Genomic DNA, 24,844 nt, shown 5'->3' on the forward strand with positions numbered 1-24,844 from the left:
GATACCTGCATTGAGGGTTACGTCTGGCGCGAGGCCACCGCCGATGACCATGTCTGTGTCACCCCCGACACCCGTGACCAAGCTCAGCTGGACAATGCGGAAGCCGACGCGCGCGCGCCAGTGCGGGCGCATTCGGGCTAGATACCTGCATTGAGGGTTACGTCTGGCGCGAGGCCACCGCCGATGACCATGTCTGCGTGACGCTCGCCACCCGCGAGCAGACCCGGCTGGACAATGCCGCAGGCCCCAAAACATAATTAGACGTCCCGATCCCTGAATGGGATCGGGACGTCGTGTGCATTAGCTGATGTGGGTCCATCCGGTGGTAAACGCGCCTTCGGGATAGGTCCGCAGTGTTGTATGTCGGCTTGTACTGCTGCATAACTCGTTGCGAGGTGCTTGATCTGCGGGTTTGCCCAGCGAAGGCAGTAGGGCAAGATCGGGGCTTGTGTCGGTTCGTCTGCTGTATCTGACCTTGATGCGGGTGTTTGGCTGGCTGGTGTTGCTGGGACGTGGTCAGGCATCCAAAGATGTCGAGATCATGGTGCTCCGGCATGAGGTGGCGGTGTTGAAGCGTCAGGTCGTCCGGCCAAAGCCGGACTGGGCAGATCGAGCGGTCCTGGCGGCTTGGCCCGCTTCCTACCGACGGTGCTGCGAGCTCATCGCCTGGTCAGCCCAGACACGTTGTCGGCCTGGCATCGTCGTTTGATCAAACGCTCGTCGACCTATCTCCACCGCCCTGGCCGCCCCGGAACGAGCAAAGAGGTCCGGGATCTCGTCGTCCGTCTGGCCCGCGAGAACCCGAGGTGGGGGTATCGGCGGGTCCATGGTGAGCTGGTTCGGCTCGGGTTGCAGGTCAGTGAAGCGACGGTGAGACGGATCCTGCGCTCGCACCGATCCGGTCCGGCTCCCCGAGCTTCGGCACCTCCTGGCGGACGTTCCTGCGTCTACAGGCGAAAGGGTTGTTGGCCTGCGACTTCTTCCACGTCGGCACGGTCTTCTTGAAGCGCCTGTACGTGTTGTTCGTGATGGAGGTGGAGACACGGCGCGTGCACGTCCTGGGTGTGACCGCGCATCCAACGGGCGCCTGGACGGCCCAGCAGGCCCGTAATCTGCTCATGGACCTCGGGCAGAGGGCCAGCTCGTTCCGGTTCCTCGTCCGTGACCGGGATGCCAAGTTCACCGCCGTCTTCGATGAGATCTTCGCCGGCGAGGGTGTCACGGTGATGAAGACGCCGCCGCGGACGCCTCGAGCCAACTGCTATGCCGAACGCTGGGTGCGCACCGTACGACCCGAATGCACCGACCAGATGCTGATCTACGGCGAACGCCATCTGCGATCAGTCCTGCAAGAGTACGCCGATCACTACAACGCGCATCGACCGCACCAGTCCCGCCAACAACGGCCACCTGATCAAGACGAGCATGTTGTGGTGCCGCCGGAAGGCTGGATTCAGCGCCGAAAGGTGCTCAGCGGAGCGATCAACGAGTACCACCGAGCCGCGTAACTGACCCGATGAAACGCCAACTCAGACCGCGTGTACGAGTTTTGAAGCGGTACATGTTCTCACGGTCGTCGGATGGGTCTGACTTGGTGGAAGGCGTCTTAACGATCTTCAGGGGGCTACGGGATGTGCCCAGTCCGTGCCCATGAGCAGCCAGCGAGCAACATCTTGTGATCTCGCCTCGCCGACGAGGCGCCAAACCGGGAGAAATCACCGGGCAAATCGGGTCAAAGGTCGTGGGGCGCCAGGGATTCGAACCCTGAACCTACGGATTAAAAGTGCCCTTGATCAGTGTCGCCCGGTGTCGTTCCGTGCCGTTTCGCGCCGTTTCATCCGCCATCCTCCCTGTCGCTCTGCCGGGTGATGACACGGCGTTCCGTGCTGTATCGGGGACAGGCGAGCAACCAGCGAGCAAACAGGGATCGCTTGACCATCGCCGGGTTGCTCACGCACCCCACGCGGGGTGGTCGCCGGCGCCGCATCGGCGGCTCGCGCGGCTTGGGCCGCTGCGGTTTCCCAGTCGATCACGTTCTGCTCGGCGAGCCATGTGACGAGCTTCTTGTTACGGTTCCGGCAGCGCGTAGCAGTCCCTGGCCCGCCATCACTTTGCGAACCATGAAGTAGCCGAGAAACTCGCCCAGCATGCTCTCGATGTGTCCCGTGTCGAGCAGCCGGGTGAAGGCGTCCTCGTTTCACCGTTGTCGACGGCTTCGCGCCACCGCTTATCGTCCTTCTCGTCGAGGATGTTGGGACCGCACATGTTCATGCAGTCCCGGAAGAGGTCGATCACTTCCTCATAGGTGCGGAAGGTCCGTGGAGTCAGCCGGGCACGCTGCTCGTCAGGAAGCGGCGCAGCGCCTCATCGATCGTCATCGCGGTGACTCATGAGAGTCTGGCAGGTCAGACGCTCGGCCAGCGTCCGGTTGACGGCGTCCCGGTCGAAGGGCACCGGATCTTCGGGGTAGTCGGGGTTGTAGTCCTCGATCGGGTTGTCGCCACGCCCGTCCACACAGAGCGGGACGTCGATCTCCTGATCCAGAATCTTCTCCAGGACGATCTCGTGCCGCCAGCAGTCGCCGAGGTCGTAGGTGTAGGAGAGCGTCGATCGCAAGGATGGCAGCGCCCGGTTCAGCCGGAACAGTTCCTCATCCGCACACTGTTCAAGGGGGTAGCAGGAGTCGGTGTAGCGGCGCTTGCCGTGCTCGAAGAGGTGCAGGTGATCGTCGTCCCAGCCGAACAATACCTGGATCATCCGATGCAGCGCGCCCAGGGAGTAGTTCTCCGGCACCAGGACGCGCCGCCACAACCCGCCGAACAAAGAGATCTTGAGCTGATAGACCGGGATCCGCGGTGGCGCGGCGGGCAGTGCCTTCAACAGCCGCGCGGCTTCTGGGTGCCCGCTGTCCAGCACGTCTGCGTGCAGGTCACCGCTCATCATGTCCTTCAGGACATACCAAGCGTCCCGCGTGTCGTACCGCTCCAGCGCGGCCAATGCGAAGTCGACCGCCAGCCACCGCCGGGTTCGGACGGAATCGGATTCCCCCAGCAGCCAGCGGGCATGCGGGCCGAGCACGGGATGATCCCGTACGGCCTGCCAGAGGTGCGTGGAGTTCTCTCCTCGCGCGGCCACCACCTCGATCACGCTGACCCGCCCGGCCGGGGAGGCTTCCCCGGCGGCCCACAGCAGCTCCGGTAGCCGATCTACCAGGCCGGTCGAACGAGGATCACCCGGGATCCGCCAGCGCCACAGCAACTCATCGGCATCCTCCTCCGGCGCCGTGGCCAGCCGCCGTAGCACCTCGGCCGCGGTCAGCTCCGGAGTGATGGGCAGGGGCAGGCGACGCTGCAGCTCCCGCCGTGCGTACTCGCCAAGGGCGGTCACCGCGAGCCTCGCGTCCAGTGCGCCGAAGTCGCCCAGGATGCCGACCACCTGATCGACCGGATGCCGTTCTGTCAGGCCGGTGGCGCGCCAGTCCCAGTCGCGCCGCATGCGCATCTCGCTCTCGACCGCGCTTAGTAGCGCTGCCCCCAAGGGCGGCTCTTCGCTGGTCAGAACGGAGAGTGTCACCAGGCAGCAGATTCGCGGATCGATCTCACAGGGGTCGATGACCTGCGCCGCCACTACCTGCTCCAACGCCGCGTACCAGGCGGTGATGTCCGGCTCCACCGCGTTCTTGTCCTGTACGGCACGCGTCCCAGAGATCGTGACGAGTCCCGCCGCCAGAGCCGTCACCCAGGCTCGATGCGCCTCCGGTACATCGCTGAGCCGCCGAACCTTGGCCGGACACTCCACGCCTATCGTTCCGGCCGCTTCCGGCACCAGCGCGGGCTTGAGCGCACCACCTGCAGTGACCGCACGTCCGCTCCCCACCCACGATGCCAAGGCACGAGCGGCGGCGAACACGGCACAACCGATCGACATCTCCGTCACCATGACGGGGACGGTATCGCCCGGACGGCACGACATGGATATCGATCGTGCAGGTCGCCGTTGACACGCCGACCGGCCCGGTAGATCATCAAAGGCCACGACGGTTGAGTTCCGCCATGAAGTTGCGTTTGCGCTTGTGGGTGGTGCGCAGCCGCTCCACGTAGGCGCGTCCGTCGGCCTCGCGACCGAGCCGGTCGTAGAGCTTTGTGATCTGTACGGCCAGGCCGGCGGCCTCGGCGTAGGTGTCGTTCTTCATCAGCGAGATCTTGCTGTCGGCCAGGCGCTCAGAGACGGGAATCGCCTCGGCAGGGTGAGTTTCGGCACGCAATCGAGCCAGCCGCGACCACTGGCCGTCGACGGCGCCGAACTCCATCGCCGCCTGCCACGCCTCTTCGTTGCTGTTCTCCCGTAACAGCACGTCCACGACCATGGAGAGCGGCTGCCATGCGGGCAGACCACGCCGCGCCGTGCTCGCGTCATGACGGAGGAGCTCCAGCGCCCAGGCGCGCAGTTCGGGCCAGTGGTCCGGCGTCGCTGCCGCGTGCAGCGCCTGGTAGACCGCGAGGCATCGGTCGCGCTGGAACTGGGCGCGGCGTAGTGCCAACGCCTCCTCGCCATGACCTGCGGCGGCATGGGCGGTGGCGGCGAAATCAGCCAGGCGTCGATCGTAGGCGCCGTCGGCGGCGGCCAGGCCCCGCTCGGCCCACTCCAGCGCCTCCCGGTCGCGGCTCGCCTCGGTCAGTACATCGATGATGGCCGGGTAGTCAGGACGGCTACCGTGAGCGAGCACTGTTACCAGGAGGTCGACGTCTCCCCGCGCCCTGGCGTACTCGTGCATCAGCGCGTCCATACGCCAGTCCGTGCGGGGCGAGCGCTTCTCCCAGATCCGCCGCAACTGTTCGCCATAGGCGGCCACCCCCGCCTCGCCGAGCGCGTCCGCGTAGTCGTCGGTCGACAGTTCGGGCACGTCGGCATCGCCTAGCTGCTGCTCCAGCAGCCATGAGGCCAGCGCCACGGGATCGCCGCCGGTGGCGGCGCAGGCAGCGGTATGGACCACGACCAGCGCCCGGCTCGCCTCGCCGATCTGGCCGTCTGAGTCGTCGAAGAACTCGTAGCTCTCCGCCACCCGTTCCATGGCCCGCTGGGCCAGGGAGGCCACGGCGGTGCCCTGCCCAGCCTGACGCAGTCGATCCAGTTCGTCGGCGATGCCGCCGATCGTGTCCGCGTAGTCCCAGCCGCCGTCCCAGTCGACATGGCCACGGACCCGGAGTGCGCGGTCGATCCGCTCGCGTAGATCCTGTGCGTTGGCCGCTCCGACCGGATCGCCCGCGGCACGCGCCTCAAGCCGGCGCCGGATGTCCCGGTCGCCTTCGGCCAGTTCCATCAGCAGTGCGACTAGTTCCTGCGCGTCGAGCGACGTCAGATAGGAACGCAGATCGAGCCGGCCGGGCACGGCCTCGCCGTGTTCCCGCCGAAACAGGTAGACCAGGCCGACCGCGACGCAGTGCTTGCAGAAGTTGCCCTCCTGCCCCCACGGGCAATCGCACACACCGTCCAGGCCACGACGGCCGACGGTCAACTCCACCTCGTACGGCTCCGTGCCGTACACGGTCGCGAAGATCTTTCCACCGTCGACCTGTAGGTCATCGACGTCGTCGACATAATCGACACCGCGGTCATAGGACTTGACTCCGGCCAGAGCCCGCAGGTCATCCTTGGTGAACCCGGTCATGATCTACCTGCCGGACAGCCGGTCCGGCATGTGTCGTGCCCGTTCCGGAAGCTCCGCGCCGATCTCCCGGGCGAAGTCGAGGAACTGTGTGTGACCTGGCAGTTCGTCCAGGCGCTCGCGGATCAGGGCACGCGCCGTGTCGTTCTCCCCGCGTCGCCGGCCAAGCAGCGCGCGCAGATCCCGTAGTTCGGGACCGGCCAGAGCCGGGTGCGTCGCCAGCCTCTCCAGCCGGTCGTCGGCTTCGGCGTCTGCCAGCCGGTCCAGCACCATCAGGTGCCAGCCTGCGAGATTCCTGGCCCGCTCTCCGCGTTCGAAGCCCATGTCCCGCCATGGCGCCCGTCTCTCGGGGCCACCCCCGGCCAGCCGGTCCAGCGCGGCGAGATATCGGTCGGTGAAGTCCAGCCACGAATCGATTCCGCGCAGCATTCGCGCCAGCACGTCGGCCAGCGTGGTCTCCTTCTCGGCCGTCGGCCCGTCCCCGCGGCGGGTCCACCCGTACGCCCGCTCCCAGCGGATCAACTGTGGCGCTGCCCGCTCGGCAAATCCGGAGAAGCCGTACAGATCAAGATAGGTGGCCCAAAGTAACGCCACCGCGTCCGAGACCACGAAACGCGCGGCGGCCATCGGATCCTCGGAGCGGAAGTAGTCATAGTCACACGTCTCATCGGCCAGGTCGATCAGCAGCTCCAGCGCCTGTGCCCCGGTGCCCGCGTCCGCTGCCAGCGCCGTCTTGGCGTCCTCGGTCAGCCGGGTGAACGTGAAACGCCACCGGGTCCGTTCCTTGGGGGAGACACGTCGATCACCGGCCATGTAGGCCCCGGCCCGGGCGAGTTCCACGAACCGCCGTGCGTCGTCCAGCACCGACTGGGCGTCCACCGTCTGTTTGGCGCTCTTGGCCGAGGGCTTGCGCTCCTCTGGGGTCAGCTCTGTCTCGATCCGCTCCCTCAGCTGAGCTGATCCGCGCCAATACAGCGTCCAGAGCGTCTTCTTCAAGCGCTCCTCGTCGAGTGGAGCCAGGGTGGCATAGAACTGCTCGCGATTCATCCGCTGCATGGCAAAGATCGTAGCCCGAGGTGGTGACCAGCACCTGGCGGTGCGGACGTCAGCAGGCGGCGCCGGAGCGCCTCCGAGTGCCGGCGGACAGCGGGGAAGGCCCATCGGCCTGATGCCGCCGCTCCGCGAGGGCCGCATGAGCGGGGATATGAGACGACTCATTCTCCGACGAGGCGATGTAGCGGACCGGCAGAACGGAACGCCGCGCTGTTGTAGGCCGGTGCCGGGCTATCCGGATCCGACGTCGGCCCGTGGCCGCAGGGCGCGGGCCCGCAGTGCCGTCTGCGCGGCGGCGCGCCCGGCGTCGGTGAGGCGGTCGCCGGGATCATCCAGGCTGCGCTGCCGGTGCAACAGGCCGAGCAGATCCAGGCGGCGGTGGACAGCGCCCATGAGCCAGCCGACATCGTCCACGGAGATAGGCGTTCCGCTGGCGGGGTGATTCCAGCCCTCGCCGGCCATGGCCTCGGCGACGACGGCGCGCTGCTCGAAATAGTCCTTGGGAGCCTCGGTGAGGTGCAGCATCAAGACGACCTCCGCCGCGGCGCCCTCGGCGGGATCGGATGGGATCAGGGCGGCCGCCACGGCTGACCACAGTGTGGCGGTATCGGCCCTTGCCAAGCGTTTGCCCGCCGGAGTCAGTACCAGGGTGCGCTTGCTGCGCCGTACGGCGCCGAGCTGCCGGACGAGCTCTCGCAATGTCCAGGCTTCGAGGATGTCGGATTCGGAGCGCGGTCTGCCGGTCAGCGTGAGCCAGTCGAAGCGGTGGCAGCCTTCGGCGACGACGGCCCTGGCCAGAGTGTGGTTGGCGGTGAGAGGGACGCCACCGTCGGTGGCCGCCAGGGTCAGCAGCCAGCGGACCGGTGCCAGCCGCGCCTCCGCGTTCTCGGGAACCGCCGCCGGCGAGATGATCCGCGGCGCGATCATCTTCGTCAGGCGGGCGCGGGCCGCCCCACGGGAGGTGGCCCAGCTTTCCATGCGTTCGGAGTGGATGCGTTCCAGCCGGCTCTGCTCGCTCACGGCGGAAGGAGAGGTGAGGAACTCGCCGGTGATCCGCTCCGCGGCTACGCGCCATCCGCGGGCACCGGGAGCGAAGTCACCCGTCGCGATCGCCATCTCCAGATGGGCCGCCGTCGCCAGGAAGGCATCGTTTTCCTGGAGGCCCATCACGCGTCCCCAGGTCAGGATCTCCTCGACATCGGGTGGCTGTACGCCGGAGGCGTTCATGGCCTTCTCCAGCGCCTTGAACCCGGCGTCGCGGCCCTCGTGCCAGGCCGTCAGGACCTGCATGGTTGTCTCGGAGGTGCAAGCGGCCGCGTATCGGGGCATCTCCAGCAGGTCGAACAACGCACCGAGCGCGGCGGCGAGCTGCTGGTGTTCGGTCAGGTCGGTCCACCACTTGGTCGGCAGCAGGTACCACAGCCAGTACTGGAGCCCGTACAGGGTGACGGTCTCGACTCCTTCCCCGAAGGTCAGCGAATCGAACGCGAGACGCGCCTGACCGGCCTCCTCCGGGTCGCGACGGGCCAGCTCGGCGAGAGCGTCCTCCACCTTGTCGTCCCCGGTCCTGCCCACCATCTCCTCCTTCTCATCCACAGGACGGGCCTATGCCACCTGGGGCTATCCGCATGACTGATTTTCGAAGCTTCTCACGGCGTCGACGTCATAGCCGTGCTCGACCGCTTCGCCACACGCGAGCGAGCAGAACCTCGATGCGATGGGTTTTGAGGCGGCCCACGTCGTTCCCTTCTTCGGACGGCGATGCGTGAGAGCCATCCAGTGGTCTACAAACGGTGCGGGTGCACCGGCCGGCGGGGCCGGTGCCCGAGGCTGCTCGAGGACGGGTACGGCTCGTGGTACTTCGCGGTGCAGATTCGGGGCCTGTCGGGACATCGGGAGCGTGTTCGGCGAGGAGGCTATGCCGGCGCGGGCGAAGCCGAACACGCCGGGCGGCAGTTGATCGCAGCCGAGCAGGGTGGGCCGTTCGGGGCGGGGTGCACGGTGGGCCAGTGGCTGCGGTACTGGCTGGCGAACGATCAGGGGATCCGGCCGAGGACGCGTCAGGGGTATGCGGATCACGTCCGGCTGCATCTGGTCCCGGCGCTGGGGCGAATCATGTTGTCGGAACTGTCTCATTGCGATGTACGGCGCATGTTCGTTGCGTTGGCCGGGCGCCGGAACCGGTACGGCAGACCATTGGCGACCGCGACACTGGAGCGGGTCCGTGCCACGCTACGGGCCGCCCTGAACGAGGCCGTCCGGGAAGGTCTGATCGACAGCAATCCCGCCCGAACTCTACGGTTGCCCGCGGCGCCAGGTCCGAGGGCGCAGATATGGACCGACCGGTGGGTGGCGGCGTGGAAGGCCACCGGGGAGAGACCCACGGTGGCGGTCTGGACGATCCCGCAACTCGTGGCCTTCCTGGACAGCGTCCGCGAAGATCCGCTGTACCCGCTGTGGTGGCTGCGCGGGCTTCGCCGGGGCGAACTGGCCGGCCTGCGCTGGGTGGATCTCAGCCTGGAGACCGCCGAACTCAACGTGGTCCAGCAGTTGGTGCACGTCGGCGGGAAGCTGGTCCCGTTCCCGCCGAAGAGCGCGGCCGGCAAGATGGACCCCAAGATCAAAGCGGTCATCGCTGCCATCGACGAGGACGCCTGGACGGCGATCGAGTACCCGAACGCCGTCTGGGATGAGCAGGCCGGATGCTGGGTCTCCGACGCCGAGATCGCCGAAGTCTCCTACACGGCGTTCGCGTCGAAGAACAAGCAGGCCGTCACGGCTCGGCTGATCGTACGTCGGGTCAAGCAGCTCAACCCCCAAGCCGGGATCGGCCAGGACGAGTTGTTCAGCACCTACCGGTACCACGCGGTGTTCACCGACAGTCCGTTCCACCTGGTCCAGGCCGAACAACAGCATCGTGACCACGCGATCGTCGAGCAGGTCTTCGCCGACCTGGCCTGCGGCCCGCTCGCGCACCTTCCCTCGGGTGACTTCGCCGCGAACGCCGCCTGGGTGACCTGCGCGGCGATCACCCAAAACCTGCTGCGCGCGACCGGCTGCCTGGCCGGTGGCGCGCACGCCAAGGCTCGCGGTGCCACGCTCCGCCGCCGATTGGTCGCCGTGCCCGCCCGCCTGGCCCGGCACGGACGCGGCCACGTCACCGTCCACCTACCGCAGCACTGGCGCTGGCGCCAGGCGTGGATGAACATTTTCGACGCCGTTCATGACCCGCCGCCCGCCGAAGCGGTCTGACCAGCCCGAAGTCTCGGTCACCGCCCGCACCACGACGACCCCCAGCGGTCACCCGCGCCACCCGCGCATGACCCTCCTACTCCGAGCCCCACGGGACAAGCTGCGACCCGAGCGCAGCGGCCCCCGCCTGCCCGGGAAACAGCACGTCACCTCACGAAACGGCCCGCGGAACGAAATCGGCCCAGAAACCGATCACAAGGAATCGCGCGGTGCATCCAGGCTCAGCACGATCCACTGCGAGGGAACAGGTCGAATCCCTCGAGGTTGGCTGCGGCTCAGGGTTCTGTCGGTGGTCCGTGACATCCTGAACCCAGATGGATCGCTGAACTCGACGACCCGTTAGTCGAAATTCCGTTCGACAATGCAAGACGATGGAGGGCACATGGGACGTGGCTATCCGCCAACGACTGCAACGAGTCGTAGCCTCGACCGAGAGGCTGCTTGATGGTGGACCGCGTCAAGGAAGTTCAGCGTGCTGAGCTGCATAAGACCATCTGGCGCATCGCCAACGACCTGCGTGGCTCCGTCGACGGCTGGGACTTCAAGAGCTACGTCCTGGGGCAGCCACGGACGATACGTCTTCTCGACGGCTCTCCCGCGGTCACCCTGCATGCTTTCGTGGAAGACCTTGAGCGCGTGATGCGCCGTGCTGTAACCCTGACTCTCCATCGACGCGGCTCGTCTTAACCTCGGGTATTCAACCGAGTGGACTGTTCTGACCTAGAACAAAAGAAAAGGTGCCCCTGGACTGCGAGGATGCGAGTGTCTACGTCGTATCCAGTGCAGAAGCAGGTGCACCTTTCTGGTGAGTGAGCGTACCGGGTGGGACCGGCGGTTGTCTGTCACCGCTGATGGAAAAGGACTGGTCGGCCACGCGGGGGCGGTCCTGCTGCACAAAGTCGCCGACCGGGTCGGGCTGACCGACGCTCTGGGCAGGTTGTGGCCGATCGGGTTGAGCGCGACCTGGCGCGACCGCACCCACGTGCTGATCGGGCTGGCCAGCGCGATCGTGCTGGGAGCGAGAAACCTTCTGGAAGCGGAGCGGCTGCAGGCCCATCACGCGGCGCTGCTGGGTCCTGCGCCATCGGATTCCACCGCGCGCCGCATGCTCGCCACCCTGAACGAGGAGACGCTGAGGCGGATCGGCAAGCTCAGAGCCGGAGTGCGACGGCAGGTGTGGCAGCGGCTTCATCTGCGCCCGGGCGGGTTTCCCTGGCTGAGCGTGGCGGGCAAGCGGTTAAGGGGATGGATCGTCATCGACATCGACGCCACGATCATCACCAGCGTGTCCAAGAAGGCCGGAGCGGCGGTGACCTTCAAAAAGACCTATGGGTTTCACCCGCTGGCCTGCTGGTGCGCCAACACCCAGGAGTCGCTGACGATGCTGCTGCGTAAGGGCAACGCCGGCAGTAACACCGCCGGCGACCACATACGGGTCCTGTCCGAGGCCCTGGCCCAGATCCCCGACTCCTGCCAGGCCAAGATCCTGGTGCGGATCGACGGCGCGGGCGCCACCCACGACCTGCTCAACCATCTGCAGGGCTTGAACACCGCCCGCCGAACCGTGCGCTACCTGGTCGGATGGACGATCACCGAGGTCGACGAGCGGGCCGTCGCACTGCTGCCTGAGGATGCCTGGCAGGTCTGTCTGGAGTCGGACGGCGAGGTCCGCGAGGGCTACCACGTGGCCGAGTTGACCGGCCTGAACCGGCGCGCGGGCTGGCCGGAGGGGATGCGACTACTGGTGCGCCGGGTCCGGCCCGCCGCACGGCACATCAAGAACCTCACCGCGTTCGAGAGGAAAACCGGCTGGAAGTACTCGGTGACCGCCACCAACATCGGCCGCATGTGGGGCGTCGCCGGCTCCCACCACCCGCAGTGGCTCGACGCGGTGGCCCGCGCGCACGCGGTGGTCGAAGACCGGGTCCGCACCGACAAGGCGATGGGACTGCGCAACCTGCCCAGCCAGGACTGGACCGTCAACCAAGGGTGGATGCTGGCCGCCAACCTCGGCCACGACCTGGACTGCTGGGTACGCCTGCTCGCCCTGCACGACCAACCCGACCTGGAACGCGCCGAGCCGACCACGATGCGATACCGGCTCTACCACGTGCCCGCCCGCCTGTCCGCCCACGCCCGCCGCCGCTGGCTGCGCATCGAACGCACCTGGCCCTGGGCCGAGACCTTCGTCCTGGCCTGGCAGCGCCTCACCCACCTCCCGGTCCTCGCCTGAGGACCGCATCCACCCCGACAACCCAGGAAAGGAGAGCAGGTCCGGGCCCGTAGCACCCGGCGCCCCCGCAGCGCCATGCGATGGCCCGCCCCAACCACATAGGGGACATAACGGGCAACCAACGGACCCGATCACCCAGCGCAAACCGCTGACGAATCGAGGTTAAGCACAGGAAGGCTGACCTGGAGCCCTGGGCGTACATGGGGGTTCCACGCCGGTGGCGGGCCCAGGTTGTGGTGAACTATTCTCGCGAAAAATGTGCGGTCGCGCGGCTGGCGAGACTTCATAGTCAAGCCCGGATAAACACCTCTATGCGGCCAAATTCGAGGTCCGCTCATCACGCTAGCGCGATGCAGATCACCTGCGCTTTGACCTGGGTAGGCAATTGAAACTGGACAAAAATAGCGGTCTGGATGCCCGTTTTGTGAAGCTGCAGATGGATATGGGACCATCTATTGACAGGGAAGTATAAGGCTGCGCACGCTAGCCACTAAAAGTGGCTCCCGAATCAGTCACGGAGGCTGGCGATGAAGTTGCGCATGCTCTACAAGGATCCAAGCTCAGGGGGCTCGGGATGCCCCAGCGTGTACCTGGCGGAGAACGGTGACCTCGTGGTCCAAGGTCTGGAACTCGATGCGGACACCCGAGCCAACCTCAGTAACGTTCTCCCTGGTGAAGCAGCCGTTCGCATCTCCGCGGACATTGTCTCAGGGGCGCTCGCGGCCTACCACTCCGAGCGTGGCCGCGCATAGGGCGTCCGAAATCACGAATTCTCCCGATCCGCAAACGGCGCCGACCACGTAGAAGGCCATGGTCGACGCCGTTTACAGGAGAACCGAAGCGATGTAGAGTCTAATCGGTTTATTGGTCGCATTATTACCCAAGTACGCCCAAAGTGTCTGTCGATTGCCTCGCTCCATGATCAGTCAGATGGTATGTTGCAGCCGTCCCACTTCGGTCACAGCTCTCGGGTACACGAGCCTGCAGGTTCTGGAGTGCTAGGCAATCACCAGTGGTGCCTAAGATGCAAGGGATGATGAAAATACCGTGTGAGATTCACGGGCTTGCCACGCTGACACTCATAGGATGGATCTGGTGACTGAGACTCAACTTCTGAGCGGGGACGATTTCGAGACGCTCTTCACCTCCTTCCAATCCAGTGCATTCCGTCTGGAGGCGCGCGAATCGTATTACGAGCAGGACGAACTCAAGGCATTCCTGGAGTTCGGCCCCCGCGCCATTCCGGACGACTTCCTGCACGAGTGGTATCACCTGATGAGAAGCCACGCCGACGCTGGCCGCGAGGTTCGGCGGGTTCGGGTGGTGAGCGAACCTCACTCCGACTACACGAGATTCGGTCTGTGGCTGTCTGAGAGAAACGTCACCGCGGGAGAGGACATCCGCTACCTCCCGCGGCCACAGGCAGAGGCTCTCCGGCTGCCGACAATCGACTACTGGCTGTTGGACTCCACCCGGATGTACATCCTCAGGTTCACCGACGACGACAACCTCCTGGGCGGTGAACTGGTGACCGATCCCGATGTTCTGCGACAGGCGCTGGAATGGCGCGACATCGCCTGGGAGCATGCGATCCCTCGGGCTGAGTACGCCCTGAGTCACCCACCCGTCGATCGCTGAGCCAGCTGCACAGGAGTCCAGCCAGTGTCCGATCTCCTAGAGGCAAGAGAAGCACTCGGCGACATGCTCCGGAAGTTGCGGCGTGGGGCGGGCCTCAGCACCAGAGATCTCGCCCAGGCCTGCTCATGGATGACGTCGAAGGTGACGACGATCGAGAATGGCCGGCAAGATCCGACGCATTATGACATCACCGCGTGGACAAGAGCCACCTCGAGCACTCATGCGGCTCCGCAACTCCATGACCAACTGCTCCTGATCGAAGCGCTCTTCCGGGACTGGCGCGGACAGGCGGGAACGGCGACGCAGCGGCGGTGGCTGGAACTGGAGGCAACCGCCCGGCAACTACGGGTGTTCGAGCCGCACTTCGTTCCGGGACTGCTCCAGACGGCCGCCTATGCACGGCTTCGGCTTCTCGCCCACGCCCGCGTCCACCACCCGATCGACAACGTTGACGACGCCGTAGCCTTGCGACTCCGCCGACAGGTCATCCTCCAGCGGGCCGAGGTCGAGTTCCACTTTCTGCTCACAGAGTTCGGATTACGGTCCGGTGCGTATGGCGATCCCAGGGTGATGGCGGAGCAGATAGAGAAGATCAGCGCTCAACTCGGTGACAACCGTGTCCGCGTGGGCGTTCTCCCCCTTACGGCAGAATGGGACGCGAACGTTGATCACGGATTCTGGATGTTTGAGAGAAGTCACGTCCTCGTCGAGACCGTTACCGCAGAACTGAGGCTTAACCGGCCGGAAGAGATCGATACGTACTGGCGCGTATTTCATCTGCTCGAAAGCAAGGCCATCTATGGGGATGATGCGCGGACGCTGTTACGCAATGTCCTGAATTGGCATAGATAGCGGAGGCCGCAGACCATCTGCGGCTCACGGCGAGGAAGGGGATGCATGGAGAGGAATATTGGACTCGCGGAGTTTATTCAGCAGTTGCGTCAGGAGTTGAACAAGGCGATACTTGCAAGCTCCAACGAGGACCTCAAATTTGATCTGGGGCCGGTGGGGTTGGAGCTCAGCATCACGGCCGAGAGGTCTGTCGACGCCTCTGGAAAGGTCAGCTTCATGGTAATCGACGCAGGAATGGAGGGCAAGCGCAGCGCGGCCACGACGCAGCTTATCAAGCTCGTGCTGGATCCGCGCAGGGAGAGTGCGCCGAACGAGCGTGTATCCATTTCTGGGACCGACGTTTCAGGCGAGCGCTAGGGTGCCATCTTATGGAGTACAGTGGATCGGCTCATCATCTTGAAGGGGTGGATATTCATTGCGTCGCGGAAGTAATCGTCACCCTTAGCGGCGCTCAAGCCGGTCGCCGTGGTTCCGGCTATCTGGTCTCCAGCCGTTGCGTGCTGACTGCCGCCCACGTCGTTGCGAACGCCGTTCTTATTCGTGTGCGGCTGGACGCCGACACACCACGTGAGATCCAACTCGGCGTACATGATGTGGCGGTCGCGGGTGATCTGGCCGTACTGCAGTTGGACGAAGATGCCGGGCGCCATCCGGATCCTCCCTGCGGTTTTGGCACGCTGTCAGAAGGCGCGGCAGTGGTCGAGGTTCATGCCGGCGGATTCCCCCGCTTCAAGCTGCGGCGCGATCGGCCTACGGCGGACCAGACCTCATCCCAATATCGAGACCTCCACCATGCCATCGGCTGGACAGCTGTCTTGTCCAACCGTCGCAGCGGGACACTGGAGATGAACCTCAGTCCTCCCGATCGGGATCCGGATCCCACATTCTCGCCCTGGGAGGGTATGTCCGGCTCGGCCGTCTGGGCTTTCGGCCGCATCGTGGGCATCGTTTCTTACGACGATCGGCGCGAAGGGCTCGGCCGCCTGACGGTCTCCCGCATCGATCGTTCGCTGGAAGCCGTTCCCGTAAGCGAGGCAGATCGCATCCGCCAACTGCTCGGGCTCGTCGGTGACGGCCGGCTGACCGATGTCATTCCGCGTACGCCAGGCAATCTGGCTCTGTCGGCGTATCGGGAACAGGTGCGCGACCTGGCACCGGTCGGAGACCTCCTGGGCCGCACGGCAGAACTTGATCAGCTCGCCAGATTCTGCGCGAGCCCGGACTTCTACATGTTGTGGCATGGCGCGCCATGGGCTGGTAAGTCCGCGCTGATGGCGTGGTTCGTCCTGCACCCTCCCGCCGGTGTTGACGTGCTCTCCTTCTTCGTGACGGGAAGGCTTAGCGGGCAGGCGGACAGCAACGCGTTCACGGATGCACTGATTGATCAACTGTGTGCGTATCTCGGCGCGACAGTGTCCCCTTTGACGACTCCGGCGGCACGCGACGGCCATCGGAGGCGGCTACTGCGAGAGGCCGCTGAGCATGCCCTCGGCATTGGGCGACGCCTTGCCCTGGTGGTGGATGGTCTGGATGAGGACAACAACGCGCTGGCCCTCGGCGGTTCGCCAAGTATCGCGTCACTGCTTCCCAAACATCCCATAGCCGGGCTGCGGATCATCGTCTCCGGGCGTAGCCATCCGCCGTTGCCGACAGATGTGGCAGGGGACCATCCCTTGCGTAAGATCACCCCAGTCCAGCTTGAGCCTTCACCTCATGCCACCGATGTGAGAGAGCAAGCGATTTGGGAGCTGAACCGCCGGTTGAACGGGGGCTCGCTGGAGCGGGATGTATTCGGGCTGATCGCGGCCTCGGGCGGCGGATTGACAGCCAACGATCTGTATGACCTGATCGAACAGCCTCCGTACATGATCGACGGTCTGTTGCGGAGCGTGTTTGGGCGAAGTATCAGAAGCCGCTCACTGAACCAGGCTGATTCGCCCGAACGGCGCGTTTACATCTTCGCGCACGACACTCTTCAGGGCGCCGCCAAGGAAGGACTCGGCGACTTGCTCCTGAATGGCTATCGGGGGCGTCTGCATAGCTGGGCTGACAGCTATCGGGATCGGGGATGGCCTTCGACGACTCCGCAGTATCTGCTGAACGGATATCTGCATCTGATCGCCCAGTCGGATAACGCGCGACGTGTGGTTCAGTACATCACCGATACCCGGCGTCAGAACCGGATCTTCGCCAAGACGGGCGGCGACACCGCCGCCCTAGCCGAAATCCTCGCGGCAGAGAAGCGGTTGCTGCGCTCCGCCGAGACGGATCTGGATTCCCTGGCGCGCTTGGCCGTCCACCGGGTTCATCTCATGGGCCAGAACTGGAAAGTCCCGGCCAATCTCCCGACAGCGTTGGGCCTACTCGGTGAGTTCACTAGAGGTGAGGCATTGGCCAGGTCGATCGCGGACACACGCGAGCAGGCTAGCGCACTGATCGGCCTGATAAGAGCCGCCGCACAGATTGATGACTACGACCGGGCGGAGAGCCTGGTCCGAAGTATCACCGACGACGATCGTCGTCTCTTCGCCTGGACGTACCTGGCTCAGACGGCCAGCGGCAGGGGCGACCTGGAACGCGCCGGATACTTTCTCAAATTCGTCGCAGATTCGGACAAATGGGCTGATGCCTTCGCCGGGGTTCTCGCCTCTGCTGCTCATGCTGGCCATATCGACACGGCCGAGTTGTTGCTGGCGTCAGTGGATGAGTCGGATGTTTCGGCTGTGGTGGTGCCTGGGCTGGTGGGGGCGGTCGCGCGGTCGGGTGACTTGGCGCGGGCGGAGTCGTTGGGTGCGGGGATCGCGGATGTGAGGGCCAGGGCGGTCAGTCTTGTGGCGGTGGCCGCGCAGGCGGTGGGGCTGGGGCAAGTGAAGGTGGCCTCGCGTCTGATCGGAGAGATAGAGATCCTGCTCAGGACGATCGGGGACGCCGATCGGGCGCGGTGTCTGATGGATCTTGCCGGTGTCGCCGCTCAGATGGGGGATGTGGAGCGCGGCGTGGCACTGGCCCTGGCCATCGAGGACCCGTACTGGCGGACGCAGGCGCTGGCCGATCTGGCGGGAGTTGCCGCACAGGCGGGAGATGTAGAACGCGGGCAGGCGCTGGCCCTGGCCATCGAGGACCCGTACTGGCGGGCGCAAGCGCTGATCGATGTGGTCAGTGTGGCTCCGCGACCGGGACTGGACTTGCTCCGGGCGGCTGAATCGGCCGTGGAGACCATCGCCGATCCAGGTGAGCGCAGCCAGGCCACCACCGACCTAGCGATGATCATCGCTCGCGATGGTCGGCACGAACGTGCCGACGCGCTGGCCCAGCGTATAGCCAGCCCCGATCTTCGGACTCAGGTGAGGATCCGCATCGCCTCATCGAAGGTGCGCACCAGCGAGTACGCCGAAGAAGATCTTGTAAGTGGTGTGAAGGATCCGGCCCAAGCGGCCGAGTTGCTGATCCGAGTGGCGAATGCTGTGGCGAGCGATGGCGCGGTCACCAGCGTCGGCCGACTCATCACGCGCGCCGAAGCCTTCGCTGAAAGGATTCTCGATCCTTACCAGAAGGCGTACCTCCTGGCCGAACTCGCTCTCGTCTCGGCCCGCATGGGGGACAACGACCGTGCGCAGGATCTGGCCGGCAATGCCGAGACCACTGCCAGGACTCTTGTCGACCACTCCCGCCAAGGCACGGTTCTCATCGACCTAGCCGTTGCCACGGCCGACGCCGGGGAACTGGAGTTGGCCACTGAACTGATCGCCTCGCTGCAGGACAGAGAGGCGTTGGTGCACGGAATCATCGGGATCCTGACACCGCGGTCGGATCTGGGTTCTACCACCGTCCGCCTCATCGACTGGGCCATGGCAACCGTCGAGGAGATCAGCCCGGTGACGCGAAGAGTACAGATACTTGTTGATCTCGTGGCGGCAATACGGCTGGTAGGAGATGAACTGCGTGCCCAGAACGCGCTTCATCACGCCTATGAGCTGTCCCGGGAGATCAGCGACGTGCTCGATCGGGTGTGTTGCCTTGCCGATCTGATCGGCGTCGCCGTCCTGGTCGATGAGGATCGGCGATGGCTGCGGGACATCACCGATGAGGCCGGGTTGTTGCTGGCGTCCGTGGCTGAGTCGGATGTTCCCGCTGTGGTGGTGCCTGGGCTGGTGGCGGCGGTCGCGCGGTCGGGTGACTTGGCGCGGGCGGAGTCGTTGAGTGTGGGCATTGCGGATGTCGGCGCCAGGGCGGTCAGTCTTGCGACGGTGGCCGCCCAGGCGGTGGGCCTGGGGCAAGTGGAGATTGGCTCGCGTCTGATCGGTGAAATAGAGCTGCTGATCGGAGGGATCGGGGACACCGAGCGGGCGCGGTGTCTGATGGATCTTGCCGGTGTCGCCGCTCAGATGGGGGATGTGGAGCGCGGCGAGGGACTGGCCCTGGCCATCGAGGACCCATACTGGCGAGCGCAAGCGTTAGCCGATCTGGCGGGAGTCGCCGCCCAGGCGGGAGATGCAGGGCGCGGGCAGGCGCTGGCCCTGGCCATTGAGGACCCGTACTGGCGGGCGCAAGCGCTCATCGATGTGGTCGGTGTGGCCTCGGGAGCGGGACCGGATTTGCTTCGGGCGGCTGAATCAGCTGTGGAGACCATCGCCGATCCAGGTGAGCGCAGCCAGGCCACCACCGACCTAGCGATGATCATCGCAAGTAACGGTGGTCGCGATCAGGCCAACCGGCTTCTTCGGGTCGCGCGGTCAGTCATTCACTTGGAGCGTGGTGCGAGCCGTCAGGCGATCACTTCTGCCTTGGCCGTCGCGGCCGCGCGTATCGGAGCTGCCGACCTCGCACGTGCGTGGGCAGAGGAGATTTCTGACGAACACTGGCGCGCACGAACGTTCGCCGGCGTTTCGAATGCGCTCGCCAACGATGCCTCGATAAGCCGGGACACGGTGAGCCGATTCCTCGCGGAGAGCCTTGTGGCGGTTCCCTGGCAGCTCTCGTTGGCCGCGTTGGCGAAGTTTCAACCTCGGGCGGTTGTCGGGATAGCGGAGGAGGTGCGAAAAATGCTTTCCCAAGGCAGCTGATGTTGTAGTCTCATCTTCTTGATCTCGTGATGCTTCGATCCCAGCCGAATTAGTGTGAGGAGGAATCCGTAGTGCTGAACGAGGATGATCGGGAGCGCATTTCGCGTGGATTCTCCGTATATGAGCACGAATGGCGCTTCTTGGCAGGCTATCTTGGTGAGCCGTTCCTAATCGATAGTTGTCTCGTCTACTGGGACGGACGCACGCTCAACATCTGCGCCCTGCCGTTGAACGGTGACGATACGGTGCTCGGCCGATCGGATTTGGAGCGGATAGCTGCCCGATTCGCTGAGGTCCACGAGGTGGAGTTGGTGCATGTATGGGGCAGTATCGCCGTGCCCGATGCGCTTACTGTCGGGAACTCTGTTCTGGGGTTGACGGACCAGGCATCGGTAGACTCGTCTTTCGACGGCGAGCACACTATTGACTTGGATGATTTCAGTCTTGGCAAGCTTCCTGAGGCTGCCAAATCTCTTCGCGGCGTACGCAACAAGGGATTGACTATCGCGGTCAAGCGCGTCGATCAGTTCGCCGGTTCGTACTATCGGATTATTGAGTACTGGCGGCAGATGCACAATATCGGAGCCATGGCCTCCTGCGCTGCCGCGACGCTTCCAAGCTACTGTCGGGAGAGTCACGTTGTTGTGGTGGAGGCGAGTGATCAGGGTCGTCCATGTGGGTTCGTGGTGGTGGCCCAGCCCAAGGCAGACAGAGCAGTCCGCGTTCTCAGCTTTTCGTTGCGCTCCAAGGGCGGCCGCGTTGGTGATGCTCTGATGTTCGCCACAATCGACTACTGCATGAACGCCGGTGTCCGGACGCTGCACTGTGGATATGCGGGGTCGGATTCGCTGTCCCGGTTCAAGGAGAAGTGGGGAGCCAGGAGCACGGGTCCCGGATACCGGCAGGCGATGTTCGCCACCGACCCTGGCTGGAGAGCCCGTGCCAACGAGTACCGCTTCTACTGGGCCCACCGCATGATGCGCCAGTCCATGCCCTCCCAGTCCGAAACGATCACGCCGAATGAGACAGGAATAGCCGGCATCGCCAGGCAGTCTGTTGCCTAGCTGATTATGGACACCGTGGCGAGGGGTTCGGGCCGTCGATTGCGTCCCCTGGCCGTACGACGGTCAGGGGATGTCGTCGAACTCCCCGTCCTTGACCCCTTTGAGGAAGGCGTCCCATTCGCGAGATCGACATGGGGCAACAGTACGGTGACCACCCGAATGTCATGCCAGTGCTGGATGCTGATCCGGGCGGCCGGTGGTTCATCATGCCGCACGCGAACGGCAGCGCCGCCGATCACCTGCACCGGCTGCGGGAGACTACAGCCCTCCGGGGCCTCGTCGAGGCGGCCTGCGAGGGCCTGCGCCAACCACACGCGGATGGCTGGACGCACCGGGACATCAAGCCCGCGAACATCCTTCACCTGCAAGGCCGGTGGGTTGTAGCCGACTGGGGTCTAGGACGACGTCCCCGAGGACAGACCAGTGTTCCCGGCCGCACACGCACCGGCTCCGGGTTCGGGTCCGAGGGGTTCGCAGCTCCGGAGTTGCGGTCCGGCAATCCCCGCGACGCGACGCCCGCTACCGACATCTACAGCATCGGACGGCTCATCGGCGCCATCCTGACCGGGCAGCCTCCGGAGACAAACATCCCGCTGCTCCCGGAGACCGGTCCGTGGCGGGACGTAGCAGCGAAGGCAACGCACCGCGCGCAGGACGTGGACGAGTTCCTCCGCCTTCTCAAGGACATCCCGTAGCTGCTCCGCACACTTCCCGATCGCAGCCAGGCAGCGAGCCTGGTCCGTCCCACCCGAATGGATCAAGTCGCCGATGACGCGCACCGTACTAGAGCCGTACTACCTGCACCAGGACCAGGTCCAGTCTCTTCTCGGAGATCAGCGGACGGAGTCCGCTCGGTCGCGGGCGGCCCGCAGGAGCGATCCCGCGGCGGCGCTGCCCTATGTGCTCGCCTCAGAGCTAGCCAAGGCGCTCCCCACGCTGGGCATCGGTGAGCTGGCCAGGTGCGTCCTGGACCAGGACGTGCACTCTGGGCAAGTCATCGGCGCGGAGCTGGACTTCGCCTTCCAGCGGGACCGGGCCCACGACACTCCCGGCTTCAAGCCTGTCAACTTCACGGCGGTACTCAACGCAGGCGAGCCGGTGCGCGTCGCTGGCATATTCAACTCGGTGCGAACCGTTAGCTCGTCCGCGACCGGCAGTCTCACCGGGAGTAGGCCGGCCTACCTGATCGGAACGATCACCGACCTTACCCGGGGGCGGATTGCGCTCAGGCCGGTCTTCATCGGAATCAGGTCGTTCGTCGATGACAACCTCGCCGCCGAATGCCCAAACGCGGGACTGCGCGTCTACCCCAGCGATATCGGCCGGTTCAGTGAGATCGACTTCACATCTCCCCTCACCGAGGCCGAGCTTGAGGCGGTACTGCGCGTGCCGGAGGACACGGTGAAGCGCGCCTTCGCCCAACTGATTGGCGAGTCTTACGTTCCGAAGGACTGGGGCGGCGAGCGCTCTGACCTCTACACGTCACGGGTGTTCGCCCGCAGGCGACAGGTCTCGGCCGCGTGGCTGTTCAAAGGGCCTGGCTATCCGCGCGCCATGGACGTCAAGGCCCTGGGCAAGAACGGTGACCAGATCGACCGGCTGTTCACCGAGCCCGCGGAGCTACTCGTCCTACAGCACTGTCATCAGATCAAGCCGAGCCTGGTCAGCATGATGGACTCGTACGCCCACGACGCCCGGCGCCCCCGCTCCTACATGATCATCGACGGAGGCGACACCGGACGCATACTGAAGTCGCTGGGCCTGCTCCCGGCAACCGAAGCAAATCCGCCTCCGCAGAACCAGGGAACCCAAACCCCACGGCCGTCCTGATCCGCACCGATTTCGGCGGCGGCACCCATGAGTTCCAATCTCTGACACGACGAAGTCGATGCCATTGGAGCAGATGCAGCAGCGGATTATTCGTCCGCTGGTTCTCAAGTTTCTAGCCCGGCTTATCGCACTTCGTCCTCTTCATCCGGAATGGGTGAGGTGGAACGTCCTTGGCCCGCAGAGGGGCCGCAGGTGGGGAGAGAGCCTGCGAGGTGTTCGGTATTGCCCTTCCAATGATCATCTCTGAGGTCTGGCTTGGCGAACGAGACGTGTTCCTGCCGGGACGAGGCGACCGGGAAGAGACTGGGCAAGGCCTGCCCGAAGCTGCGCCGCCCGGGTGGCGGCGGGGAGTGGTGGAGCAGGACCCATGGCCGGTGGGCCTACCAGTTGGAGTTGCCCGCGCACGCTGATGGGAGGCGGCGTAACCCGCTGCGCCGCCGGGGCTTTGCCACGCTGGAGGAGGTCGAGGCCGAGCTGGAGCACGCCCGCGCACCGATGTGGCGGGCATGTTCGACGCGATCGAGGAGTTCAACGACGTCATCACCACCGCCCGTGCCAGCGGCGATCCGAAGCAGCGAGCCAGAGTGCGGTACCGGGGGCCGGCCGGCCCGGCCACCATTCACCGCATCCGGGCCACCCTGCGGCACGCGCTGAACATCGCGATCAAGCAGGACCGGCTGATCGCCTTCAACCCGGCCTCCGTGGTCGAACTCCCCGACGCCGACCGCCCCAAGGCATTGGTGTGGACCGACGAGCGGGTCGCCCACTGGAACCGCGACCTGCAAGACCGGCTGGCCGTCGAGCAGCAGCGGCGCGGAGCCCGGCTCAGCCGAGCCAAAATGATAAACGTGTACGCGTCCGTGCCACGACCATCGCCGGTAATGGTGTGGGCGCCCTCCCACACCTTCACCTTCCTCGCCCAGGCGGCCACCCACCGGCTGTCGGCTCTCTACCGGCTGATCGCCCTGCGTGGACTGCGCCGGGGCGAGGCGGTCGGGCTGCGCTGGAAGGACGTCGACCTGACCGCCGGGACCGCCGGGGTGCACTGGCAGATCACCCAGCTGGGCTGGGAGCCGGTGCAGGGCAGACCGAAGACCGAGGCCAGCGACCGCACCATCGCCCTGGACGCTGACACCGTCACCGCCCTGCGAGCGCACCGCAAGCGCCAGGCCGCCGAGCGGCTGGCCGCGGGCGAGGACTGGACCGACAGTGGGTTCGTCTTCACCGACGAGATCGGCCGGCCGCTGCATCCACAGCAGGTCAGCGACCACTTCTACCAGTTGGCCTTCCAGGTGGGGCTGCCGCCGGTGCGGCTGCACGACCTCCGCCACGGCGCCGCCTCGCTCATGCTCGCCGCCGGGGTCGACCTGAAGATCGTGCAGGAGACCCTCGGCCACGTCTCCTCCACCTTCACCCGCGACACCTACACCAGTGTCTACCCCGAAGTGGCCCGTGCCGCCGCGGAATCCACCGCCGCCCTCGTCAGCACCGCAGCCGGAGGCGCCCAGACCGCCAGGTTGATCACCCTGCCGACCCACACCGGAGACACCACCACCTGACTCACCGACCCCAGGCAGGCCAGCCGATATTCGCGGGCCTGCCTGTTGGCTCTCAACGGCTATCGAGCAGGCGATGTAGCCGATCGATCCCGGGGCTGCGCTGTAAATGGGGCCGAGAGGACGCCGCGCGAAGCAGCGGATCTTATATCTGCTGGTCACCAGCGGCCTGGTCAGCAAGACGAGCCGACTTGGACAAGGCTTGACCTGACATCAGTCCCCGTTGACCAGCGACGCCGCGCAGACCTTCTGGCTTGATCTTCTGATGGTCATCGCTGGGGTCTGAGTTGACGGTGACCGTCTAAACGATCTACGGCGATACACGGTCCGTACACAAGAGCAACCACCGAGCAACCAGCGGTGATCAACAACGAGATCCGGGGCCGACGAGGACCGAGAAACCCCAGGTCAGAGCGGGTGTGACGGAGTAGGGCGGGTGGGACTTGAACCCACGACCTACGGATTATGAGTCCGCTGCTCTGACCGGCTGAGCTACCGCCCCGCAAGCCTGGAGTCTCTCATAAGTTGGCGTCCATGTGAGCCTGGGGAGTTGTTCACTTTAGCTCGTCCCTGCACAAGTTTAGGGGAGCCTGTCATGGACGGGGTGTTGATCGGGTCCAGGGTGGGCGGCTGACGCC

The 24,844-nt window shown here is 65.2% G+C and carries 18 protein-coding genes and 1 tRNA gene; 14 read left to right on the forward strand and 5 right to left on the reverse strand.

From position 1 onward, the window contains the following. Positions 1 to 448: 448 nt before the first annotated feature. Genes AB0O34_RS25265 through AB0O34_RS25275 form a run of 3 tightly spaced genes read left to right on the forward strand, consistent with a single transcriptional unit; the run spans position 449 to position 1,508 of the window. A complete protein-coding gene (locus tag AB0O34_RS25265) occupies positions 449 to 709 on the forward strand; it encodes a hypothetical protein (protein WP_363919324.1) in 261 nt (86 codons plus the stop codon). Then, on the forward strand, positions 649 to 1,005 hold the full coding sequence (locus AB0O34_RS25270; protein WP_363919318.1) for a helix-turn-helix domain-containing protein: 357 nt from the start codon (positions 649 to 651) through the stop codon (positions 1,003 to 1,005). Before AB0O34_RS25265 ends, AB0O34_RS25270 begins: the two co-directional genes overlap by 61 nt. Next, entirely contained in the window at positions 966 to 1,508 is a 543-nt protein-coding gene (locus tag AB0O34_RS25275) for an integrase core domain-containing protein (RefSeq protein WP_363919290.1), read from the forward strand. Before AB0O34_RS25270 ends, AB0O34_RS25275 begins: the two co-directional genes overlap by 40 nt. An 856-nt stretch (positions 1,509 to 2,364) precedes the next feature. Here the strand turns inward: AB0O34_RS25275 and AB0O34_RS25280 are convergent. The 4 genes from AB0O34_RS25280 to AB0O34_RS25295 all read right to left on the reverse strand — a co-directional run bounded on the left by AB0O34_RS25280 (position 2,365) and on the right by AB0O34_RS25295 (position 8,314). Further along, positions 2,365 to 3,939 (reverse strand): plasmid pRiA4b ORF-3 family protein, encoded by a 1,575-nt coding sequence (locus tag AB0O34_RS25280; protein ID WP_363919292.1) that lies wholly within the window; start codon positions 3,937 to 3,939, stop codon positions 2,365 to 2,367. Positions 3,940 to 4,024: 85 nt separating this feature from the next. Continuing rightward, positions 4,025 to 5,668 (reverse strand): DUF6880 family protein, encoded by a 1,644-nt coding sequence (locus tag AB0O34_RS25285; protein WP_363919294.1) that lies wholly within the window; start codon positions 5,666 to 5,668, stop codon positions 4,025 to 4,027. Between the two features lie 3 nt (positions 5,669 to 5,671). Then, positions 5,672 to 6,721, reverse strand: coding sequence for a hypothetical protein (locus AB0O34_RS25290; protein ID WP_363919296.1), 1,050 nt, complete (start codon positions 6,719 to 6,721; stop codon positions 5,672 to 5,674). Between the two features lie 228 nt (positions 6,722 to 6,949). Beyond that, complete coding sequence (locus tag AB0O34_RS25295; protein WP_363919298.1) at positions 6,950 to 8,314, reverse strand: hypothetical protein; 1,365 nt, start codon at positions 8,312 to 8,314, stop codon at positions 6,950 to 6,952. A 555-nt stretch (positions 8,315 to 8,869) separates the two neighbouring features. On the opposite strand from AB0O34_RS25295, the gene AB0O34_RS25300 reads away from it, so the two are divergent. The 11 genes from AB0O34_RS25300 (at position 8,870) to AB0O34_RS25350 (ending at position 24,209) form a co-directional block, all read left to right on the forward strand. Next, positions 8,870 to 9,970: a hypothetical protein gene (locus AB0O34_RS25300; protein ID WP_363919300.1), complete on the forward strand. Its 1,101-nt coding sequence runs from the start codon at positions 8,870 to 8,872 to the stop codon at positions 9,968 to 9,970. A 444-nt stretch (positions 9,971 to 10,414) separates the two neighbouring features. Then, a complete protein-coding gene (locus AB0O34_RS25305; RefSeq protein WP_363919302.1) occupies positions 10,415 to 10,657 on the forward strand; it encodes a hypothetical protein in 243 nt (80 codons plus the stop codon). Between the two features lie 118 nt (positions 10,658 to 10,775). Then, positions 10,776 to 12,203 (forward strand): IS1380 family transposase, encoded by a 1,428-nt coding sequence (locus AB0O34_RS25310; protein WP_363919304.1) that lies wholly within the window; start codon positions 10,776 to 10,778, stop codon positions 12,201 to 12,203. A 1,095-nt stretch (positions 12,204 to 13,298) separates the two neighbouring features. Further along, positions 13,299 to 13,841: a DUF6879 family protein gene (locus tag AB0O34_RS25315; protein ID WP_363919306.1), complete on the forward strand. Its 543-nt coding sequence runs from the start codon at positions 13,299 to 13,301 to the stop codon at positions 13,839 to 13,841. 63 nt (positions 13,842 to 13,904) lie between these two features. Continuing rightward, a complete protein-coding gene (locus tag AB0O34_RS25320; RefSeq protein WP_363919320.1) occupies positions 13,905 to 14,693 on the forward strand; it encodes a helix-turn-helix transcriptional regulator in 789 nt (262 codons plus the stop codon). 45 nt (positions 14,694 to 14,738) lie between these two features. Next, a complete protein-coding gene (locus tag AB0O34_RS25325; RefSeq protein ID WP_363919308.1) occupies positions 14,739 to 15,050 on the forward strand; it encodes a trypco2 family protein in 312 nt (103 codons plus the stop codon). Positions 15,051 to 15,061: 11 nt separating this feature from the next. Then, the gene (locus tag AB0O34_RS25330) at positions 15,062 to 19,756 is read left to right on the forward strand and encodes a trypsin-like peptidase domain-containing protein (protein WP_363919310.1); all 4,695 of its coding nucleotides are present in this window, start codon (positions 15,062 to 15,064) and stop codon (positions 19,754 to 19,756) included. Positions 19,757 to 19,827: 71 nt separating this feature from the next. Beyond that, positions 19,828 to 20,820, forward strand: coding sequence for a hypothetical protein (locus AB0O34_RS25335; RefSeq protein WP_363919312.1), 993 nt, complete (start codon positions 19,828 to 19,830; stop codon positions 20,818 to 20,820). Between the two features lie 125 nt (positions 20,821 to 20,945). After that, complete coding sequence (locus AB0O34_RS25340) at positions 20,946 to 21,515, forward strand: hypothetical protein (protein WP_363919322.1); 570 nt, start codon at positions 20,946 to 20,948, stop codon at positions 21,513 to 21,515. 205 nt (positions 21,516 to 21,720) lie between these two features. Continuing rightward, positions 21,721 to 22,650 (forward strand): hypothetical protein, encoded by a 930-nt coding sequence (locus AB0O34_RS25345; protein WP_363919314.1) that lies wholly within the window; start codon positions 21,721 to 21,723, stop codon positions 22,648 to 22,650. Between the two features lie 506 nt (positions 22,651 to 23,156). Then, positions 23,157 to 24,209 carry a site-specific integrase gene (locus tag AB0O34_RS25350; protein WP_363919316.1) on the forward strand — a complete coding sequence of 351 codons (1,053 nt, stop codon included), beginning with the start codon at positions 23,157 to 23,159 and terminating at the stop codon, positions 24,207 to 24,209. A 425-nt stretch (positions 24,210 to 24,634) separates the two neighbouring features. Here AB0O34_RS25350 and AB0O34_RS25355 read toward each other — a convergent pair. Further along, positions 24,635 to 24,708 (reverse strand) — tRNA-Ile (locus AB0O34_RS25355). Positions 24,709 to 24,844: the final 136 nt, after the last annotated feature.

Source organism: Sphaerisporangium sp. NPDC088356 (assembly GCF_040685555.1).
Lineage (GTDB): Bacteria > Actinomycetota > Actinomycetes > Streptosporangiales > Streptosporangiaceae > Sphaerisporangium.